The 18,339-nt window shown below is 62.6% G+C and carries 12 protein-coding genes; 4 read left to right on the top strand and 8 right to left on the bottom strand.

All coding sequences use genetic code 11. From position 1 onward, the window contains the following. Positions 1-220 precede the first annotated feature (220 nt). Together PLANPX_RS26660 and glgC are read right to left on the bottom strand one after the other, a co-directional pair. Positions 221-1,090 (bottom strand): hypothetical protein, encoded by an 870-nt coding sequence (locus PLANPX_RS26660; protein ID WP_152101660.1) that lies wholly within the window; start codon positions 1,088-1,090, stop codon positions 221-223. Between the two features lie 21 nt (positions 1,091-1,111). Continuing rightward, positions 1,112-2,347 (bottom strand): glucose-1-phosphate adenylyltransferase, encoded by a 1,236-nt coding sequence (gene glgC / locus PLANPX_RS26655; RefSeq protein WP_152101659.1) that lies wholly within the window; start codon positions 2,345-2,347, stop codon positions 1,112-1,114. Positions 2,348-2,828: 481 nt separating this feature from the next. On the opposite strand from glgC, the gene PLANPX_RS26650 reads away from it, so the two are divergent. Further along, a complete protein-coding gene (locus PLANPX_RS26650; protein ID WP_152101658.1) occupies positions 2,829-3,041 on the top strand; it encodes a hypothetical protein in 213 nt (70 codons plus the stop codon). 83 nt (positions 3,042-3,124) lie between these two features. Here PLANPX_RS26650 and PLANPX_RS26645 read toward each other — a convergent pair whose 3' ends face one another. Continuing rightward, positions 3,125-4,234: a glycosyltransferase gene (locus PLANPX_RS26645; RefSeq protein WP_172992351.1), complete on the bottom strand. Its 1,110-nt coding sequence runs from the start codon at positions 4,232-4,234 to the stop codon at positions 3,125-3,127. Positions 4,235-4,481: 247 nt separating this feature from the next. Here PLANPX_RS26645 and PLANPX_RS26640 point away from each other — a divergent pair, with 247 nt between their 5' ends. Further along, positions 4,482-5,231 carry an alpha/beta hydrolase-fold protein gene (locus PLANPX_RS26640; RefSeq protein WP_152101656.1) on the top strand — a complete coding sequence of 250 codons (750 nt, stop codon included), beginning with the start codon at positions 4,482-4,484 and terminating at the stop codon, positions 5,229-5,231. Between the two features lie 113 nt (positions 5,232-5,344). Here PLANPX_RS26640 and PLANPX_RS26635 read toward each other — a convergent pair whose 3' ends face one another. From PLANPX_RS26635 to PLANPX_RS26625, 3 genes are all read right to left on the bottom strand, one after another. Further along, complete coding sequence (locus PLANPX_RS26635) at positions 5,345-8,407, bottom strand: hypothetical protein (protein WP_152101655.1); 3,063 nt, start codon at positions 8,405-8,407, stop codon at positions 5,345-5,347. Positions 8,408-8,532: 125 nt separating this feature from the next. Next, entirely contained in the window at positions 8,533-9,054 is a 522-nt protein-coding gene (locus tag PLANPX_RS26630) for a KdsC family phosphatase (protein WP_152101654.1), read from the bottom strand. A 108-nt stretch (positions 9,055-9,162) separates the two neighbouring features. Beyond that, positions 9,163-10,317: a KpsF/GutQ family sugar-phosphate isomerase gene (locus PLANPX_RS26625; protein WP_232536256.1), complete on the bottom strand. Its 1,155-nt coding sequence runs from the start codon at positions 10,315-10,317 to the stop codon at positions 9,163-9,165. Between the two features lie 1,139 nt (positions 10,318-11,456). On the opposite strand from PLANPX_RS26625, the gene PLANPX_RS26620 reads away from it, so the two are divergent. Next, the gene (locus PLANPX_RS26620; protein ID WP_152101653.1) at positions 11,457-12,116 is read left to right on the top strand and encodes a hypothetical protein; all 660 of its coding nucleotides are present in this window, start codon (positions 11,457-11,459) and stop codon (positions 12,114-12,116) included. A gap of 50 nt (positions 12,117-12,166) precedes the next feature. Here PLANPX_RS26620 and carB read toward each other — a convergent pair whose 3' ends face one another. Both carB and PLANPX_RS26610 read right to left on the bottom strand, forming a co-directional pair. Next, the gene (carB, locus tag PLANPX_RS26615) at positions 12,167-15,415 is read right to left on the bottom strand and encodes a carbamoyl-phosphate synthase large subunit (RefSeq protein WP_152101652.1); all 3,249 of its coding nucleotides are present in this window, start codon (positions 15,413-15,415) and stop codon (positions 12,167-12,169) included. A 257-nt stretch (positions 15,416-15,672) separates the two neighbouring features. After that, entirely contained in the window at positions 15,673-16,908 is a 1,236-nt protein-coding gene (locus PLANPX_RS26610; protein ID WP_152101651.1) for a hypothetical protein, read from the bottom strand. A gap of 207 nt (positions 16,909-17,115) precedes the next feature. Here PLANPX_RS26610 and PLANPX_RS26605 point away from each other — a divergent pair, with 207 nt between their 5' ends. Next, positions 17,116-17,730: a hypothetical protein gene (locus PLANPX_RS26605; protein ID WP_152101650.1), complete on the top strand. Its 615-nt coding sequence runs from the start codon at positions 17,116-17,118 to the stop codon at positions 17,728-17,730. Positions 17,731-18,339: the final 609 nt, after the last annotated feature.

The following is an 18,339-nucleotide window of genomic DNA, read 5'->3' as shown; positions in this document are numbered from 1 at the left end:
GAATGGTGATTAGCGTTGCAAGACTCGCAACTGGCGATCAGGTCGCCGCTTCTAGTATCTCATCTTCCCGGCGGAGAATAAAGCAACTCGGCGAGCTTGGTAGACGAAGGCCCGCCGGAACCGGCGAGGATGAGCATGAGAGCAGGACGAACAGAGCGTTCTTTGGTCGGTTTCCCCTACGTTTTTGTAACAACGAAAATCGCTGTGACTAGCTGCGCTGCTATGCCAGCCGCAGCCCGGAAGTTGCTTTGGTCATGGCGTCGTGAAGTTCTAGCAGCGGCGCCAGCGCCGGATCGACTCGCGGCGGGCCGGAGACGTCGATTAGCTTGCATGACGCTGCACTCGCCGAGGCCTGCTCGTACGTCTCAATCCATTGGCGAAAGCCACCTTCGTCGCCATTGGCGAAGAACGGAAATCGCTTTGGGGGCGCCGCCACTCCTAGCCGCCAGGGTTTCGGGCTGAGTCTCGCGCGGAAGCAGCTTTGCGTTTGGCAAAGCTTCTGATAGAGCGGGTCGCTGCCGAGCTCCCGTAGAATCTTGCGCGACTCGTCGGACTCGGCGCTTAGCATGCGGTCGACGATGATTAGCCTCAGCCCGGCAGCGGTTTCGTAGAGGCGGGTTGAGTACTGGCGATTGGCGAGGCGCCACTGCTGGACTCGCTCTCTTGCCGCCGCTTCCTTAGGCGTGGGGCGAACGGGCTGTCCGCGGAACTTACACCATAAGACTCGCCAGAAGGAGGGACTGGGGAAGTCGACGTCGACGAACATCAGATCGCGGCAATTCAGCACGAGGCTGCCGTACTTGTTGCGGGTGATCAACGCCGCAGTCTCGCCCGCATCGTCCTGAAACTCTTCGAGCAGCTGCTCGCAAGGCGGTCGGTCGACAAGGTACTGGTACTCGCTTTGCGATGGCAACGACTCATCGCGATCAGAGCTCAGCCAACGGACCACGCTGGCCGCCGTTGCTTTCGCGCGGGCTTGAGCTTCCTCAAGGCTGTCCGACGACCAACCCCAGGCCGACGTTTCCACTTCGACGCCTTGGGAATTCAAGCCGACTGCCTTCTCGGTGGCCCAGAATCTGGCGACCTGCATGGAGCCTCCGTGAGCGACGGCCTACCGCGAGAACAACGCCTCCGACCCGTCGATCGTCGGGATCACCACCACGCCCTTTTCAGTCACCTCGAACCCACGGCGGCGATCGGCTTCCAGATCGACGCCGACTTGGGCGCCGTCCGGGATGAAGACGTTCTTGTCGATGATCGCGCGGCGGATGATCGCCCCTTTGCCGATGTGAACGCCCGAGAACAAGATCGACTCGGTCACTTCGGCCCGTTCTTCGACGCGGCTCTTCGGCCCGATGATCGAGCGCGTGACATGCCCGCCGGCGATGATTGTCCCCGCGGCGACGATGCTGTCGTGGGCTTCGCCGCGCCGGCCCGAGTTCTCGTCGAACACGAACTTGGGCGGCGGCAGGTTCGGCTGGTCGGTCCGCACCGGCCAGTGGTAGTCGTACATATTGAGCAGCGGATCGACCGCCGTTAGCTCGATGTTGGCTTCGTAGTACGCATCGAGCGTCCCCACGTCCTTCCAGTAAGCGTCCTGCTTGCTGTTCTCGTCTTGGAACGGGAACGCCATCACTTTGTGGGTGTTGATGATCGACGGAATGATGTTTCGGCCGAAGTCGTGCGCGCTTTCCGGCAACGTCGCATCTTGGCAGAGTTGGTCGAACAGGAACGGCGCGTTGAAGACGTAGATGCCCATTGATGCCAGGCAGTGGTCGGGGTCGCCGGGAATCGTCTTGGGGTTCGGCACTTTTTCTTCGAAGCCGATAATCCGCCGACTCGCGTCGATTTCCATCACGCCGAACTCGCGAGCCTCCTTGGGCGTCACGCGGAGGGCGCCGATCGTGAGGTCGGCGGCGTTCTCGATGTGGTAGGCGACCATCTTGCTGTAGTCCATCTTGTAGATGTGGTCGCCAGCGAGGATCACCACGTACTTCGGCCGCTCTTGTTCGAGCGTGTAGATGTTTTGGTAGACCGCGTCGGCGGTCCCTTGGTACCACTGCTCGTCGATCCGCTGCTGCGGGGGCACGACGTCGATGAATTCGCCCAGCTCGCGGCAGAGAAGATGCCGCCAGCCGTTGGTGACGTGGCGGGCGAGGCTCATCGCCTTGTACTGGGTGAGGACCAGGATCTTGCGAATGCCGCTGTTGAGGCAATTCGATAACGTGAAGTCGATGATCCGGTAGATGCCGCCGAAGGGAACGGCGGGCTTGGCCCGATCGCGAGTGAGCGGCTCGAGCCGCGATCCTTTGCCACCCGCCAAAACGACCGCCAGAACGTCTTTCATCTCGTGCATCCTCCGTGGTGCTCGGCCGATCGGCCGTGGCTGATGATTCTAGAGAATTTGGGCAGCGGAAGTAATATGTGCGGGCGGTTGCGGGCGTCGGCGTTTAACGGCAATTGCCCCCGGTTTGAAGAACCGGGGGCTAAGGGGATTGCCGAGAACGAGGGTGGCCGCCACGGGAATCTTCGCCCATTTTTCGCTCGGCCTACACACAATCTCCATGGTCGCCGGTTACAACGATCTCACCACCTGACTGCCGGGGCCGGGTCGCCGCTGCTGGATACCCACCACCTGCTTCGCCACTGCGAGCTGCCTGGCCCCGGCGGTTTCTTGCGAACTTTTCATGCAGTCCGGCCATTCTGAGCTCTTCATCCCGTCAGCGTTAACTCCGCGTAGCAGCTGGAGGCTCATGCGACGGGGCGAGCTTCATTGCTCTGCCCAGGATGGCGCGTCCCGATGATGTACTCACCAGTAGCGAGGGGGTATGAGCCGCCTGGAACGACCGCAGTATCTGCCGAGCCGTCGGCAGATTGTTGAAGAGTGTGCCGAGATTCGCCGCCTTTGGACCGCATCGGAACACCGTCGCCGATCGGTCGGGCACGGCGTGCCGGTGACGAGCGACGTCTGGATGCCGCCGCAGATTCTCACTTCGCAGTGCTTGGCGCGTGTGCGAAAGATCGTGGCTGACGCGGTCTAGCCCCGGGCTCCGCCCGGGGGTCGGCATGAAGTAGAGGCGACGTACCATCGGCATGGTGCGCGACCCCCGGGCGGAGCCCGGGGCTAGGGGATCAATCGTTCGTATAAGCGATCGAAGGCGCTGAGCGTCGCATCGAGCGACCACTTTGCGGCAACGTGTTCCGCCGCTGCTTGGCCCATCCGCTCCGCTCGCGTGGGATTGGCGATCAAATCATTCGTCGGGCGCACCGCTTCGGCGCGGTCGTTGAGTTTCACCAGCATGCCCGTCCGATCGTTGACGATGGCCGCGCGGTGGGCCGGAACATCGCTCGCGACCGCCGGCACCCCGGCAGCGCCCGCTTCGAGCAGTGCGAGCGGCGTCGTTACGGACGCATTGAGTTGCCAGAAGACATCGACCCCCGGCAGAAGTTGACGCCAATCGTCGCGATAGCCGAGGAAGCGGACGCAGCCTGGTTCGCTCGTTTGTTCGGCGAATCGCTCAAGCCGCGCGCGGTCTGGGCCATCGCCGACGACTAATAGGCGAGCCGTGGGGTAAATCACCCGTACGAGTTCGAAGGCCCAGATGGCTTCGTCGACTTGCCGATGGCGGCGCAGCGGTCCCGAGACGGCGATCAGTTTGGATTCGTCGCCGAGACCGAGTTCCTTCAATAGCATCCGTCGTCCGTGCGGGCGTTCGCCGGCGCCGCCGCGCGGCACGCCCGGGGCGATCACATGGATGCGTTGCGGCGCGATGCCAAGTTTTGTCAGCCGCTCGCGGGCCGATTCTTCCGGCACCGTAAACGCCGTGACGCGCGACTCGATCGAGCGTAAGACGCGAATGGCCCAGGGCGTCGCCTCGCCAGTCGCCAACAGCGAGCCGATGAGGATGCTGCCGGGTCGCCGTCGCCCCGAGAGCGCCGCTTGGGCCAGCGTGCGCACATCCCAGGCATGCGTCACGTCGGCGACCAGCTTTCGCCGCAACCGCGCGAGCCGGCCGATCGCAATAACGTCGATCGGCCAGCGGCTACCGAGTTTCTGCACAGCGACGCCTTGATCGCGGAGTGCGTGCGCCGGCAGCTTCTCGGCGGTGAGCGCTCCGACGACTACTCGTTCACCCGCAGCCGACTGGCTCGCCGCCAACGAGCGCAGCATCGCGGTTCCGCCATAACCGTTGAGGCGGCTCGTGAGATGCAGGATCGTGCGGGGTTGTTTCATCGGCACAGGGCTGAACTTCAATCTTCCAGCCCCGGGCTCCGCCCGGGGGTCGGCGTGAACTAGGAGCGACGCACCATCGGCATGATGCGCGACCCCCGGGCGGAGCCCGGGGCTAGAGGCGTCGGTGCGATGGCGTGGGAGGGCGAATGGCGAAGCAAGGCCCGCCATTGTAGGCCCGCGACTGCACGCTGGCGACCAGTTAAGATGATTCGGCGACGACTAGCCGCGAGAAACCGCCGATAGCTGCATGACTAATTTGTCAGAATTCTGGTCCGACGTTTCGATCGCAGGGCATCGCTGCCGTGCGTTCGAGCCGAGCGTCCCTTCGCCGCACGGCTACGCGGTGCTCTATCTGCATGATGAAGCGGCGGACGACGTCGACGCGTGGCCGGCGTTCAGCCAACTGGTCGAACGGCGCGGGCTGCGATGCCTCGCTCCCTGCACGGGGCGAAGTTGGTGGACCGATCGCATCTGGCCCCCATTCGATGCGGAGCTATCAACGGAGCGGTTTGTGCTGGAGCGACTCCTCGCGTGGCTGAGCGAGCAGTGGGATGTGCGGCCGCCGCAGATCGCGCTGCTCGGCGTCGGCATGGGAGGGCAGGGGGCGCTCAAGCTGAGCTACAAGCATCCCAACGTGTTTCCCATTTGCGCCGCGATTGCTCCGACGATCGACTGCCACCACGCGCTCGAAGCGGGCGACCCAACGTTGAACTCGCTCTACCGCGACGCCGAGCAGGCGCGGCAAGACACGGCGACGCTCCACATTCATCCGCTCAACTGGCCGCGGCATCAATGGTTCTGCAGCGATCCGGCCGATTACCTGCGGCACGATGGGGCCGATCGGTTGCGGATGAAGCTCTACTCGCTTGGCGTGCCGTATGAAGCCGATTTGGAAGCGAGTGCCGATAGCGATCAAGTGCGCTACGCCGAGCGGATGTTGGAGTCGGCGCTGGCGTTTATTTCCGAGCGTTTGGAACGTGAGCGGTTGCGCGTTTAGCCCCGGGCTCCGCCCGGGGGTTGCGCACCATCCAGATGGTACGTTGCGCCTACTTCACGCCGACCTCCGGGCGAAGCCCGGGGCTAGAATGCGGATGGAAGCTGGCTCGCAGCTTACTTTGGCGCCGGGTTGATCGACGACGCATGGTGCAACCCTTGCGCTTCGACGATCCCCGTGTTCTGGTTGAACGAAATCCGCTGCGCCGATTGCGGCGACTTGGGGGCGCCCGCATACGCTTGCGTTTCGACGGTCGCCGGCCGGTTCTGATCGCCTTCGAGGATGAACTGGCCCTTTGACTGGTCGTACATCGCCTTGCCGCCGGTGGCGTTGTAGAGTTTGCCTTGCTTGTCTTGCCCTTCGAGCACGACGTTGCCCAGTGCGTTCAGTTCGACCTGCCGCGCCGCATCGGGCGTGATCCGCGCTATCGGGCTCTCAGTGACGCCGAGTTCGTCGCAGGTGATCCAAACCGTATCGGCGCCTGGATCGCCGCCGGGCGACATCGACAGACGCTGGTCCCACGAATCGACAGGGCCGTAAACCGCCTCGACGTTGCCGATCACCTTCACCGTTTTCGAAGCCAGCATGTTGCCACCGACGCCGCGGACGAAGTCGATGTGCAAATGGCGGAGTTTCACCTCTTCGTTCATCAATCGCGGCGCCGCTGGTGCGCCGGCTCCGCTGCCGCCCATCAGCCCGCTGGCGCCTTTCGCGAGATGGATCGAATCGATCGTCCCCGGACCGTTGCCGCGGATCTCGCCCGTCAGCTGGTTGACCTGCATCGCTTGCAGCTGCATCCGCTGCCGCGAGGTGATGCCGGTGACATCGCGTTGGTCGAACTCGGCCAGCACGCCTTCCCAGCATTCGATCTGTTCAAGCTGCGGCCGCTGTCCATTGTTGCCGCCGCCGAAGTCGATCGGCTGCACGGTCCGCACGACGAGTCGCCGCGTCGTCAACCAGCCGGAACTGTGTTGCACGCGGACGTCGCCGAGGAAGGTCAGCTCGCTGCCGTTGAGCAGCATTGATTCTTGCCAGGTGATCAGCACCGGTTCCGGGCGAGCGAGTTGGTTCCCCTGCATGTCGCGATCGACCAGCAACTGCACTTCGCCGGGCGTGTTGACTTGCGCTTGGCTGGAACCTCGCTGCACGGCGATCGCCGGGACGCGGAGCTTGGCGCCGTTGGCGGTCAGCTCGGCAATTTGCTGCGGGATGCCGTTTTGCCCGCCCCCGCCGCTGATTTCGATCTGCGCGTTCGGCGTGTCGGCGGCGGTGACTTTGAGATGCTCGGCGTCGATCCGCATCGGCTGCTCGCCAGGCGCCACGGGCGATGTTTCCTTAAACAGCACGTTGCCGTCGACGTCGACGCCACGCAGCGCCGTGATCTTACCCTGCATCGCGACGTCGAGTTCGAGCGTCACGCCTTGGATGTCGTACGACTTGCCGTTTCCGGCGCCGCTCGGATTGAAGAGAGCGATCGGATTGCTCGCCGGCAGCGTAGTCGGCGGCGGAGCTGAGGGACCGCCAGTGCTGATCGGCGTCGCAACGACCTGTCCCGTAGCCGGAGCCGACGGGGCGGGGTTCGCGTTGTCGTGATCAATGCGAACTTTCAGCGAATTGACTTTGCAGGTGAGCTGCGACGATTCGATGGCGACGTTATTCGACGCTTTAATCAGTTCCGGAACGACCGAACTCGCCAGCGGACCGCTCGCGCCGTTGGCTGCATTCGGCCCGGCGGCAAGCTCGCGGAGGAAGATCTCCAGGCGATCGGCCCAAAGCGTGCCAGTGCCGGTGAGATTGACGCGCGGCCGGCCGTCGAGAATTAGGATCAATTGGCCGTCGTTGCTCCGTTGAGTGTTGAGAGCATCCTCCCAATGAACATCGAGTACGCGATACGGCTGCGCGGGATCGGGAATTGCCCTGATCCATCCGGCCCCGCCGCGGGCGGTAATCTCGCCGATTTGCCGTCCCGAATCTTTCTCGGGGAGCTTGTATTGCACGGTCGGCGCATGGATCTCCGACCCCTGATGCGACAATCGGACTTCGTCGCCTCCCTCTAGGCTGATCAGCCGTAACCCGAGGTTGATAAATAGACGCTTCCCCTCCGCTGCGGCGTCGTGAGACTGAGCCGACAAGATCACTGGGGATCCCAACGCCTCGATCGAGGCCGGATCGAAGCCAGGGGAGCCATTTGTCGGAACGACGCCGTCCCCTTCGCTATTCCACTTCGTCGTCGTCGTAAAATTGAGCTTCAATTCATTGGCAAACAGTTGATCAAGCTTGCCGTCGGGATACGTTTGCCGCGCACGCACCTGGTCGTTGAAGCTGGCTACTTTCGCGTTAAAGTTGAGCCGAAAAGGTCCGGCGCTTTGGATGTGGATCGGCGGAGCAGGCGATCCCGGCTGACCGGGCGGCGATGCCGCGGGCTTGTCGAAGAGCGATTGCTGACCAAGTTGAGCCGTCATCGTGACGTCGTGTTTGACGATAAGTTCTTCCAGCTTGCCGTAGATTCCGCCCAAACCGCCTCCGCCGCCCCCTTCGGCCTTCGAGAAACGAATTTCGAGCTCGCGGCCAAAGCCGTTGTGCGGTCCGAGCCGCATGTTCACCGGGCTGCGGGTGTAGATGCCGTCTTCGTTGATGACGAGGTTATCGGTGTTGATCAGCAGGTCGTCGGCCGGCCCTGGCTCGCGCATGTCGCTACGGATGTTGACCTTGCCGTTGAGGACGCCGTGCTGAATGGGGCCGAAGCCGAAGTCTCCTTTTTGCGCCTCCATTTGCAAGCTGGCGCCGAGCTCCGACTCCATGATGATCGCGTCGCGCGGCGGGCCGTCGGACTTGGCGTGCGCAGTCGGGAAGAAGATGACGGCGCATTGCGGCACTTCGAGTTTGCCGTCGGGGGTTTCGTCGTACTCGCTGAAGATGATCAGCGCCTGGCCGTTTTCGAGAGCCAACGGCGGCTTTGCGAAACACCAATGGTCGGGCGGGAAGTAGGCCGTTAGCAGATCGCGATAGCGATGGAGCGCCTCGGCGGGCGTCATCATCTCGTCGACCGCCGGCGGAGCGGTCGCTTGCGCGACGCGCCAGGCGGGTTCGATGAATGGCGCCACTGCCAGCACGTACGCTTGGTAGAGCACCGCCGTCACGGCGAACGCAATCGCAGCATGCGTGAGGCGAGTGATCATGCAGGGAAGGGTTCAGGCGTCAGGGTTCGGGGTTCAGGTCAAAAAGCCGCGACCGTCGGTCGCGGAATGCGGCGTCAATTGGTAACCAACGTCGAATGAAATGCCCGCGACCACCGGTCGCGGCTTTATGCCATATATTTCCGAATCACGTCGTCCCACCGATCCGTGTTTTTCAGGATCAATTCCACGACTTCGCGGACGGCGCCTTTGCCGCCGGGAACGCTCGTCACGTAGTCAGCGGCGGCGCGAACTTCTTCCGGTGCGTCGCCCACCGCGATGCCGAGCCCCGCGTAGCGAATCGCCGGCACGTCGGGCAGGTCGTCGCCAACGTAGGCGATCTCTTCCGGCTTCACGCCCAGCGACGCGGCGATTTCTTGCACCTCAGGCAGTTTGTCCTTCACCCCTTGCCGCACGACGTCGAATTCCAACTCCGCCGCCCGTAGCTTGACGATCTGCGAACTCCGCCCCGTGACGATGCCCGACTTCCCGCCGGCTTGCTGCCACAGCCGAATCGCCAGCCCGTCGCGAATGTTGAAACACTTCGTCTCGACGCCGGCGTTGTCGAGAATCACGCCGCCATCCGTCAACACGCCGTCGACGTCGGTTAGCAGGAGGCGAATGGCGGCGCAGCGCTGGGCGAGCTTCATGGGAGCAGTGCGTAGGTGAGTAGGTGTTTAAGTGAGTAAGTAAGAAAGATGAGGGCGATGCTTCTCCACGCATCACCTACTCACCTAGACACCTACTCACTTCTTCCATCAGTCCGTTTCCGGCAACTCGGCGAAGGGCCAAGAGAATTCCTGCTCGTCCTCTTCTCCTGCGAACAGGCGGACGACCGGGGCTTCCCAATCACCCTCTTCGTAGCCTTCGATCTGCATCACGCCTGGCTGGCTGCGTTCGGGCAACATCCCGACCACGTCGGTTACGTCGATCATGCCCAGGGGCCTCCCAAGTTGGTCGACCACGGGAAGCTCGCTGAACTTCCGTGCGGTCAAAATTTCGATGGCCGCCGTCATCCGCTCGCCTGAGCAAACAGTGGTCGGCGCGTTGATCATTACCTCGCTGATTGGCCGATCGAGTGCGGCGTCGCTGCGCCGTTCGATCAACCGGGCGAGATCGCTGTCGGTGAACAGCCCCGACAGCCGGCCGTCGGCGTCGAGCAGCATGATGGCGCCGCTGCGACGACCCGGCCGGGTACTAGTGACGAGAACTTCGCGGATCGATTGGTTCGCGCTGGCGACCCGGCATTCGGCAATCGGCCGCATGTGGTCGTCGACGCCGCTCAGTTTCAGGCCCAGCGAACCGCCTGGGTGGAAGCGGGCAAAATCTTCGGCCCGGAACCCGCGTTGCCGGCTGACGGCCAGCGCCAAGGCGTCGCCGAGGGCGAGCATCGCCGTCGTGCTGGTACTGGGGGCGAGGCCGAGCGAGCAAGCTTCTTGCAGTTTGCCGAGCGGCAGCACCACCGCGGCGGCGCGGCCGAGCGTGCTCGTGTGATTCGCGGTGACGGCGATAATCTTCACGCCGAATTGTTTGAACGCCGGCAGCAGCTGGACGACTTCGCTCGACTCGCCGCTTTGCGAGAGGGCGAGCACGACGTCGTCGTTGTGCACGCGACCGAGGTCGCCGTGAAATGCTTCGGCAGGATGAAGGAAGTGAGCTCGCGCGCCGGTCGAGGCGAACGTGGCGGTTAGCTTCTGACCGATCATGCCGGCCTTGCCGATGCCGGTGACGATCACCGCGCCGCGGCAGTTGTGAATCATTGCGACGGCTTCGAGAAACCCGCCGTCAAGTTGCTCGGCGAGCCCTTCGAGCGCGCGAGCTTCGGCGCGGATCACTTCGCGGCCGTAGGCGAGGGCCTCGGCGTCGCGCGTCGTATCAATCGGCCGCATCCGTGCGGCGGCATCCCTCATCATCGAACCGTCTTCCTTGACGTGCGTAGAATGGTCTGCGGCAGGGCCGGATTGTAGCGAAGCGGCCCTGCGGCGAGTAGGCGAGTGTGGGAGAAGAGCGGTCAGCTCTCAGCGATCAGCAGTCAGCCAGAGAAACAGGAAGGGCTACGCCGTTGAGAGTTGCCGACCCGGCGACTCAATCATCTACGGTCCAGGCAGAATTAGTTAGACTTAAGTCTGCTTTCCTTCTGGCTGAGAGCTGATCGCTGACAGCTTCCTCGCTAGCCGCTTTCCAGCGGCGCATAAAAAAAGCTCCCAGAAAAGCTCACGTCCCAGGGGGGCAAAGGACGCGGAAACCTTTCCGGGAGCGATTGGACGCAATCACGCTTGCGCGCCTGGGCGGACGTTTTCGAGATGTGTCGGGCTCGAAAACGCCGGGGAGTGATTCGAAGCGGGGCGAAGCTTCCGTGCTGCGCGGCGCCGCTGCGAGGGTCGAAGTCAGCGAAACCGTCGTCTCGCCGCTGGTATCGACCCGTTCACGTGTTCCTTGTGTGTATGATGGTGACTGATCGACTTCCTGTCGGACGACCGTCGGCGAAGAGTAGGAAGATTTGAAGTTTCCTGAAAGGGCAAAACTTTCGCGGCTTCCATGCCTCTTGAGTTGTTGCTCGCGGTCGTATGTCCGTCGTGTGTGGGGGGAGAATAGGGCCATGCCGAGAACCGGTCAACAGCACTTTGAACGAGTTCTGAAAAAGTTTTTCGACGCGCTCCGCCGCGCGCTCGTCGGGCCTAAACCAGTCCCCGTTCCCGTGCGACGTTAGCATGGAATGCAAGCCGCAGTGTGTGGCGTGAGCGGGGTTTGCAAGACGGAAAATGTTGTGTGGCGTGCGAGGCGGTTGCTAGCAGCGACTCGCCATTCCACAACGCAGTGTAGCGCGAAAAAATTTCCATCGACGCAGCGCCCATTTAGCAGCGGTGCTCGCACTACGCGTGGCGGCGACGACTAGTTTGCCGGCAGACGCTCGGCAACTTCTTTCGGCTAACGACCACGCCGCTTAATCTTCGCGATCGAATCGCCAGCTGCTCTAGACCAAGAAGTTTGCGGCGGGGAGCGAGGTGCAGGTATAGTAGCTTACCCAACAAAAGCGATGGAGACGGCTGCTATGCGAACCGCGATACTCGCCTTCATGATTGCCATGTTTTGTGCGGCAGCTTCCGCAATTGCCGCCGAGGTCGATAGCCGACAGTCGCTGCAAGATGCGCAGCAATTTATTGATGAACTCAATGCGAATATTCCTAACGGGTGGCACGCGCGGCTCGACGTTGCGGGCGATGGACGCGGCCTTGAAATCGCGATCGAGTCCAATGAAACGTTGCCTGTGAAGTACTTTTCTCCGAACCCGCCCCCGGGAGGGCCGCCGGTCCAGAACACAGTCGTCGCACTATGGTTGCATTGCATGCCATACATGAAGCCCGACGAGTTTGCGCCAGCGAAGACGCGTAATGACGAGCTCATTGAAAGACGGCTGAGTTTCGTCCGAAAGAATCTGGCGGGAATCAAGTTCGGTTACATGGGCGCAGATCCGGCTTCGCCATCCGCCTTCAGCCCTGCGACCGATGCCGAGCGGGTTCGTGTTGAGCAGTACGCATTCGAATGGCTCAACACAGAGCCGGCTAAATTGCCGACGCACAGCCACCGGCTGCTCTCATTCATTTATGTGCGTCCACCCTTGCGGATTATGGACGCCTCCCGTGACGCAGAGTTTCACAAGATCACGGATCGCATTGATCGCATGTTGACGCCGTACGAAGCGCAGGACTGAACCCCTCGCTTGGTCCTAGCGGCTACAGCAGCTGATGTAAACGCGGTTTGCTACTTCCCAAACCGGTCCTGCAGCGACTCGACCTGCATCGTCTCGACGCGCAGCGCTTCCATCGCTCGGACTGCAGCGGTCGCGGCTTCGATGGTCGTGAGGCACGGCACGCCCGCTTGCACCGCCGCAGCGCGGATCTTGCCTTCGTCGGTGCGGGCGCCTTTGCCGCGCGGGGTGTTCATCACCAGCGCCACTTCGCCATCGCTGAGGAAGTCGAGCAGGTTGGGATGCCCCTCGCTGATCTTCTTCACCCGCCGCGACGGCACGTCGGCCGCTTCGAGGACCTTCGCGGTGCCGTCGGTGGCGAGGATCTTGTAGCCAATGTCGTGCAGCCGCTTGGCCAAGTCGACCACGGCCGGCTTCCCCTTTTCGGCGACGCTGACGAAGACGTTGCCTTGGTGCGGCAGCACCGTTCCTGCAGCCAGCTGGCTCTTGGCGAACGCCATCGAGAACCGTTCGCTGATGCCCATCACTTCGCCGGTCGACCGCATCTCGGGGCCGAGCACGATGTCGACGCCGGCGAACTTGATGAACGGGAAGACGCTCTCCTTCACCGAGACGTGGTGCGGCACCGGATCCTTCGTCTCGCCTTGCTCTTTGAGGCTGACGCCGGCCATCACCTTCGCGGCAATCTTCGCCGCGGGCATGCCGGTCGCCTTCGCGACGAACGGCACGGTGCGGCTCGCGCGGGGGTTCACTTCGATCACGTAGACAATCGGCCTTGAATCTTCCCACTTCACGGCGAACTGGACGTTCATCAGGCCGACAACCTTCAGGTCGCGGGCGAGCGCTTCGGCGGCGTCGCGAATTTCCTTCACTACCGGGCCTGGCAGGCTGTACGGCGGAATCGCACAGGCCGAGTCGCCCGAGTGGACGCCCGCCTCTTCGATGTGCTCCATGATGCCGGGGACGATCACGTCCGTGCCGTCGCTGATCGCGTCGACGTCGACTTCGGTCGCCCCTTCGAGGAAGCTGTCGATCAGCACCGGCTGGCCCTGAGCGACGACGAACGCCGCGACCACGTACTTCTCGAGCTGCGATTGGTCGTAGCAGATTTCCATCGCGCGGCCGCCGAGCACGAAGCTCGGTCGTACGAGCACGGGGTAGCCGATCTTCTCGGCGATGGCTCGCGCCTCGCCCATGTTGCGAGCGATGCCGTTGGCGGGTTGTTTCAGGCCGAGCCGTTCGATCATGGCCGAGAATTTTTCGCGGTCTTCGGCCGCTTCGATCGCATCAACGCTGGTGCCGATGATCGGCGCACCGGCGTCCTTCAGCGCGCGGGCGAGGTTGAGCGGCGTCTGCCCGCCGAACTGCACGATGATCCCGTCGGGCTGCACGCGATCGCAGATGTTCAGGACATCTTCGACGGTGAGCGGCTCGAAGAAGAGTAGATCGCTCGTGTCGTAGTCGGTGCTAACCGTCTCGGGGTTCGAGTTGACCATGATCGACTCGATGCCCAGCTCCCGCAGCGCGAAGCTGGCGTGGCAGCAGCAGTAGTCGAACTCGATGCCTTGGCCGATGCGGTTCGGGCCGCCGCCGAGGATCATCACCCGCTTCGTGCCGGGCTTCTTCTCCGGAACCTCGTCTTCGGTTTCGTACGTCGAGTAGTAGTAGGGCGTGTAGGCTTCGAACTCGGCGGCGCAGGTGTCGACGCTCTTGTAGACGGCGCGAATGCCGAGCTCTAGCCGCCGCGTCCGGACTTCCGTTTCAGTCCGCTTGAAAATGACGGCGAGCTGCCGGTCGGAGAAGCCGAACCGCTTGGCCGTCCGCAGGATGTCGGCGGGCAGCTTCTCCCACTCGCCGATCTCGCGGAGCCGTTCTTCGGTTTCGACGATCTCGGAGAGGTTGTCGAGGAACCAGGGGTCGATGCCGCTCAGCTCGTGGATTTGCTTGACGGTCATGCCCATTTTGAAGGCGTAGCGAATGTGCCACACCCGCTGCGGGCAGGGACGCGCGAGCTTCGCGCGAATCTCCGCTTCGTCGGGCTGTTCGTCGGTGCCCCACAGGTCGCTGCCGTCGCAGCCGAAGCCGAAGCTGCCGACCTCCAGCCCGCGCAGAGCCTTCTGGAAAGACTCTTTAAACGTGCTACCGATCGCCATCGTTTCGCCGACGCTTTTCATTTGCGTCATCAGCGTGTCGTCGGCTTCAGGGAATTTTTCGAAGGCAAACCGCGGGGCCTTGGTCACGACGTAGTCGATCGTCGGCTCGAAGCAGGCCTTTGTTTCGCGGGTGATATCGTTCGGCAGTTCATGCAGGCGGTAGCCGACGGCGAGCTTCGCAGCAATCTTCGCGATCGGGAAGCCAGTCGCCTTCGACGCCAGGGCGCTCGAACGGCTCACGCGCGGGTTCATCTCGATGACGATCATCCGGCCATCTTTCGGATTGATCGCGAACTGAATGTTCGAGCCGCCCGTTTCGACGCCGATCTCACGGATCACCGCCAGCGAGGCGTCGCGCATCCGTTGGTACTCTTTGTCAGACAGCGTCTGGGCCGGCGCCACGGTGATCGAGTCGCCCGTGTGGACGCCCATCGGATCGAAGTTCTCGATCGAGCAGATGATCACGACGTTATCGTCGACGTCGCGCATCACCTCCATCTCGTACTCCTTCCAGCCGATGATCGATTCTTCGATCAGCACCTGGGTGGTGGGAGACATGTCGAGGCCGCGGAGGACGAGGTCGTCGAACTCGTGCCGGTTGTAGGCGATCGCCGAACCGCTGCCGCCCATCGTGAAGCTCGGCCGCACCACCGCCGGCAGGCCGATTTGCTCGACCAGCGCCCGCGCTTGTTCGATCGTGGTGACCGTCTCGCCGCGGCAAGTGCCGAGGCCGATCTTCGCCATCGCCGCCTTGAACCGCTCGCGGCTCTCGGCCTTGTCAATGACGTCGGCGTTGGCGCCGATCATTTCGACGCCGTGCTTCTTCAGGACGCCGTGCTTGTCGAGGTCCATCGCCAGGTTGAGCGCCGTCTGCCCGCCGAGCGTCGGCAGCAACGCGTCGGGACGCTCCTTCTCGATTACCTTCTCGACGATTTCCCAGGTGAGGGGCTCGATGTAGGTGCGATCGGCCGTCGACGGATCGGTCATGATCGTCGCCGGGTTCGAGTTGATGAGGATGACCTCGTACCCCTCCTCGCGCAGCGCCTTGCAGGCCTGGGTGCCGGAGTAATCGAACTCGCACGCTTGGCCGATGACGATCGGGCCGGAACCAATGAGCAGGATGCGTTTGATGTCGTCTCGTCGGGGCACGGCGGGATATCTTCCGTCTGAAGGTGGGGGCAGCGAATCGTCTCGTCAGCAGGCGCCGCAGCGAACCAAGCGAGCCGAGGGGTTCAGCCCCTCGGGACTCTCTTAGACTCATCGCAACTCGCTCCGGCTGCCTCGCATTTAGCGAGTAAAATCGCTCCATCGTAGCCCACCGAAACGGCCTCCCACAAGGGCCCGGCCGGCAGTGACTAATCCGTCAGCTGCCGAAAATGCCGAGAAATGGCGAGGAAATCCGGGCTCTAACTTCTGCGAGGCATTCTTCGTTGGATGGCGAAGATCGGTGCGAAGAGGCAAGTCGCCGCGATGCTCGACGGCTCAGGAACCGCCAGCTTTATTATCCAGCTCGTGCTCTCAAGTTGCCCGAGCGAATTCAGTGCGGTGGTGCTGCCGAACAAGGCGGAGCCATCGGCGGAGAGTTGACTGGCGTCGTCTGGATTGAACCAGTCAAGATGTCGCCACGCGATACCGGCGTCGTCGAGAACCGCTGAAATTCGACGACTTCCGTGATCCTTGTCCCAAAGGATAGCCTTTCGGATTGTCGCGCCCGTCGCTTTCGACTCGTCGATGTGCGAGGAGAACCCCAGCACCATGCTGCCGTCCGTCGTGACGATTGACGCTTGGCCAGACAGATCGAACTCGTCCAGCATTTGCATGCCGTTGCTTGCGGTCCACCGAAAGGCGCGCCGGCCGCCGGTTGCAAACGTTGCGGTCCCGAAGAAGACGTTGCCGTCGTGTGACAGCGCGAGTACCGCCGGATTGCTGGCGCCTGCAGGCGTCCAGTCTTGCACGCCTCCGTCGCGCGTCCATTGAAACACGCCGCTCACATTGTTGTTGGCGTACTTGCTTCCCACGATACGATTGCCGTCTCCTGAGATCAGGAACCAACTCTCGGCAACGAGATCCGGATAGGGGGAGTAATTTGGAAGAGCTAGTTGTTCGAACGCGCCATTCGACCATCTCATGGTGTAAGTGTGCAGCGGCGAGTAGGGTTGCTCTTGATATCCCATCACTCCTACGAACGTCGAGCCGTCATGGGAAGCTGCAATCGGCGCAATTCCTGAGTTCGGTCGTCCCATCGTGAATCTTTCCAAGCCGTTGGCTGCGGTCCAGCGAAAACCCTGGTGTGGGGCTAAACGCCAAAGTTCGTCGGGTTCGCGCCCAGGGTCGACTGGATACTGAAGGTTGCCGAAAATGGCTTCGCCGTCGCCGGAGATCGCGACGGGATTAACGACGTAACCGCCAAGCAAGGTAGGGAGCGAGCCGATGACAGTGCGCTCCTGGCCCAATCGCCACTGAAAGATTTCATTGCCGGCAACGCCCACGACGCCCGCGCCGTTGGGCAGGAGGCGGAGTTGCGATAGCGGTCGGCCGTTAGATAAGTCTGGCGCTCGGTAGATCGTCGCCGCATCCGCTATCTTCGCGTTTACGGTTAGGCTAGTCAGCAGCAACGCGAGACCTAGAAGCAATCGATGCACGAGCGAATCCTTTCACGTACTTGCATGCCGCACCGTCGGGCGCGAACTCCCTGTAGGCAACGGCCGACGCGCTCCGTCGCGTTCCTCGTCGCTCAGTTTAGCCGGAAGGTCTTCGTTCGCCATTATCAAAGGTAAATTCATCCTAAACTTGCAGCTTCGCGAGCCAGGCTGGTATCGTACGAGGCGGGGGGGAGGAAAGGCCGATGGATGTCCTCCTATTGCTACGTCGTCTTCCCGCCGGGGAAGCAGCCGACGGTTGACGAAGTTCGCGAGTTCCAGCAGTTCGCCGGGGCGCTGGCCGGGCAATATGCCTGGGGCGCCGCCCGCAACGACGGGCGACTCACCCTGGCGATCGACGCCGCCTCTTATCAGCATGTGCGGCGGATTGACGCCGGCTTCACCAAGTTGATCGACCGCTGGGAGCGGCATGGCTGCGAATCGGTCGATCACCTCCCGTTTGTGAAGAACTCCGCTGCGCTCAAGCCGGCGCCCTCGCACGCTTGGCATGCACACGACGGCCGCGAATCGGTGCACACGCGCCGGCAGGCCGACCAAGTCGCCGGCAAGGAGCTCGCCGCGAAGGAAGCGGTCGCCCGTTCGTTGTTGGCGGTGGAGCGGACGCTCGCCAACTACGCGCTGTTGCAGCGGATTGCCGCGGCCGTGCCGTACCTGCTCATTGCGTTAGCTGCTGTCTTGACAGTGGGGACCGGATTTTACATGCGGGAGCGGTTGTTGAACTCGGGGCGGGAGAGTCGGCAGGAGGTGATTGAGCGGGAGGCGAGCGGGGAGGGTTCAGGGGTCGGGGTTCAGAGGGGGGAGTGATGCGGCGGAGCCGTCCGGGCGTTGGGTGGTATGTCGCCGCGCGTCGACATGTGAAGTCAGAGTAAGAGGTAAGTGGCCGGCTGCGACTGGCTTGTCTCTTGCGGCTGCGCCGCCCCGGTAGGCGGGTACGCCAACCGGGGCTACCCGTTACCCGTTTGGGCAGTGCCGTGTAATGTCGTGTCGCATTTGTCGCTCGTGTCGTGAATGCGATTTTAGGCGACACGACACTGGTTGTTGTAAGTGGTTTGGCGGGCGTGTTTTAGGTTGCTTGTGTCGCCTTTTTGCGTGGTTGGGAGGCGACACTTCGTGGTAAGTTGGGTGGTTTCGTCAGTTGTCAGTTGTCAGTTGTCAGTTGCGGATGGTGCGTGAATGGCTGGCGGCGAGTGACGAGCCTCTTGCGGCTGTGCCGTCCTGGTAGGCGAGTACGCCAACCAGGGCTACCCGATGGCCACTGCTCCTGGAGCGTCGCTGCGGCGCCGCTCGAATCCGCCCGCATTCGGCCCGTTTCCAATTGCGCAGCAGCTACCCCAGCGAGAGCCAGGCGTCGGTGGTTCAGCCTAGCGGAACGGCGACTAAACTGCAGCCACCGATTTTCGGCCACCCCTTTGA

Source organism: Lacipirellula parvula, from assembly GCF_009177095.1.
Classification (GTDB): domain Bacteria; phylum Planctomycetota; class Planctomycetia; order Pirellulales; family Lacipirellulaceae; genus Lacipirellula; species Lacipirellula parvula.
This window is presented reverse-complemented; position numbering and strand designations above follow the sequence as displayed.

Coding starts and splice junctions, on each gene's coding strand:
- glgC (WP_152101659.1), bottom strand. CDS start 2,347: ATGAAAGACGTTCTGGCGGTCGTTTTGGCGGGTGGCAAAGGATCGCGG.
- PLANPX_RS26625 (WP_232536256.1), bottom strand. CDS start 10,317: ATGATGAGGGATGCCGCCGCACGGATGCGGCCGATTGATACGACGCGC.
- PLANPX_RS26620 (WP_152101653.1), top strand. CDS start 11,457: ATGCGAACCGCGATACTCGCCTTCATGATTGCCATGTTTTGTGCGGCA.
- PLANPX_RS26645 (WP_172992351.1), bottom strand. CDS start 4,234: ATGAAACAACCCCGCACGATCCTGCATCTCACGAGCCGCCTCAACGGT.
- PLANPX_RS26640 (WP_152101656.1), top strand. CDS start 4,482: ATGACTAATTTGTCAGAATTCTGGTCCGACGTTTCGATCGCAGGGCAT.
- PLANPX_RS26650 (WP_152101658.1), top strand. CDS start 2,829: ATGAGCCGCCTGGAACGACCGCAGTATCTGCCGAGCCGTCGGCAGATT.
- PLANPX_RS26605 (WP_152101650.1), top strand. CDS start 17,116: ATGTCCTCCTATTGCTACGTCGTCTTCCCGCCGGGGAAGCAGCCGACG.
- PLANPX_RS26660 (WP_152101660.1), bottom strand. CDS start 1,090: ATGCAGGTCGCCAGATTCTGGGCCACCGAGAAGGCAGTCGGCTTGAAT.
- PLANPX_RS26630 (WP_152101654.1), bottom strand. CDS start 9,054: ATGAAGCTCGCCCAGCGCTGCGCCGCCATTCGCCTCCTGCTAACCGAC.
- PLANPX_RS26635 (WP_152101655.1), bottom strand. CDS start 8,407: ATGATCACTCGCCTCACGCATGCTGCGATTGCGTTCGCCGTGACGGCG.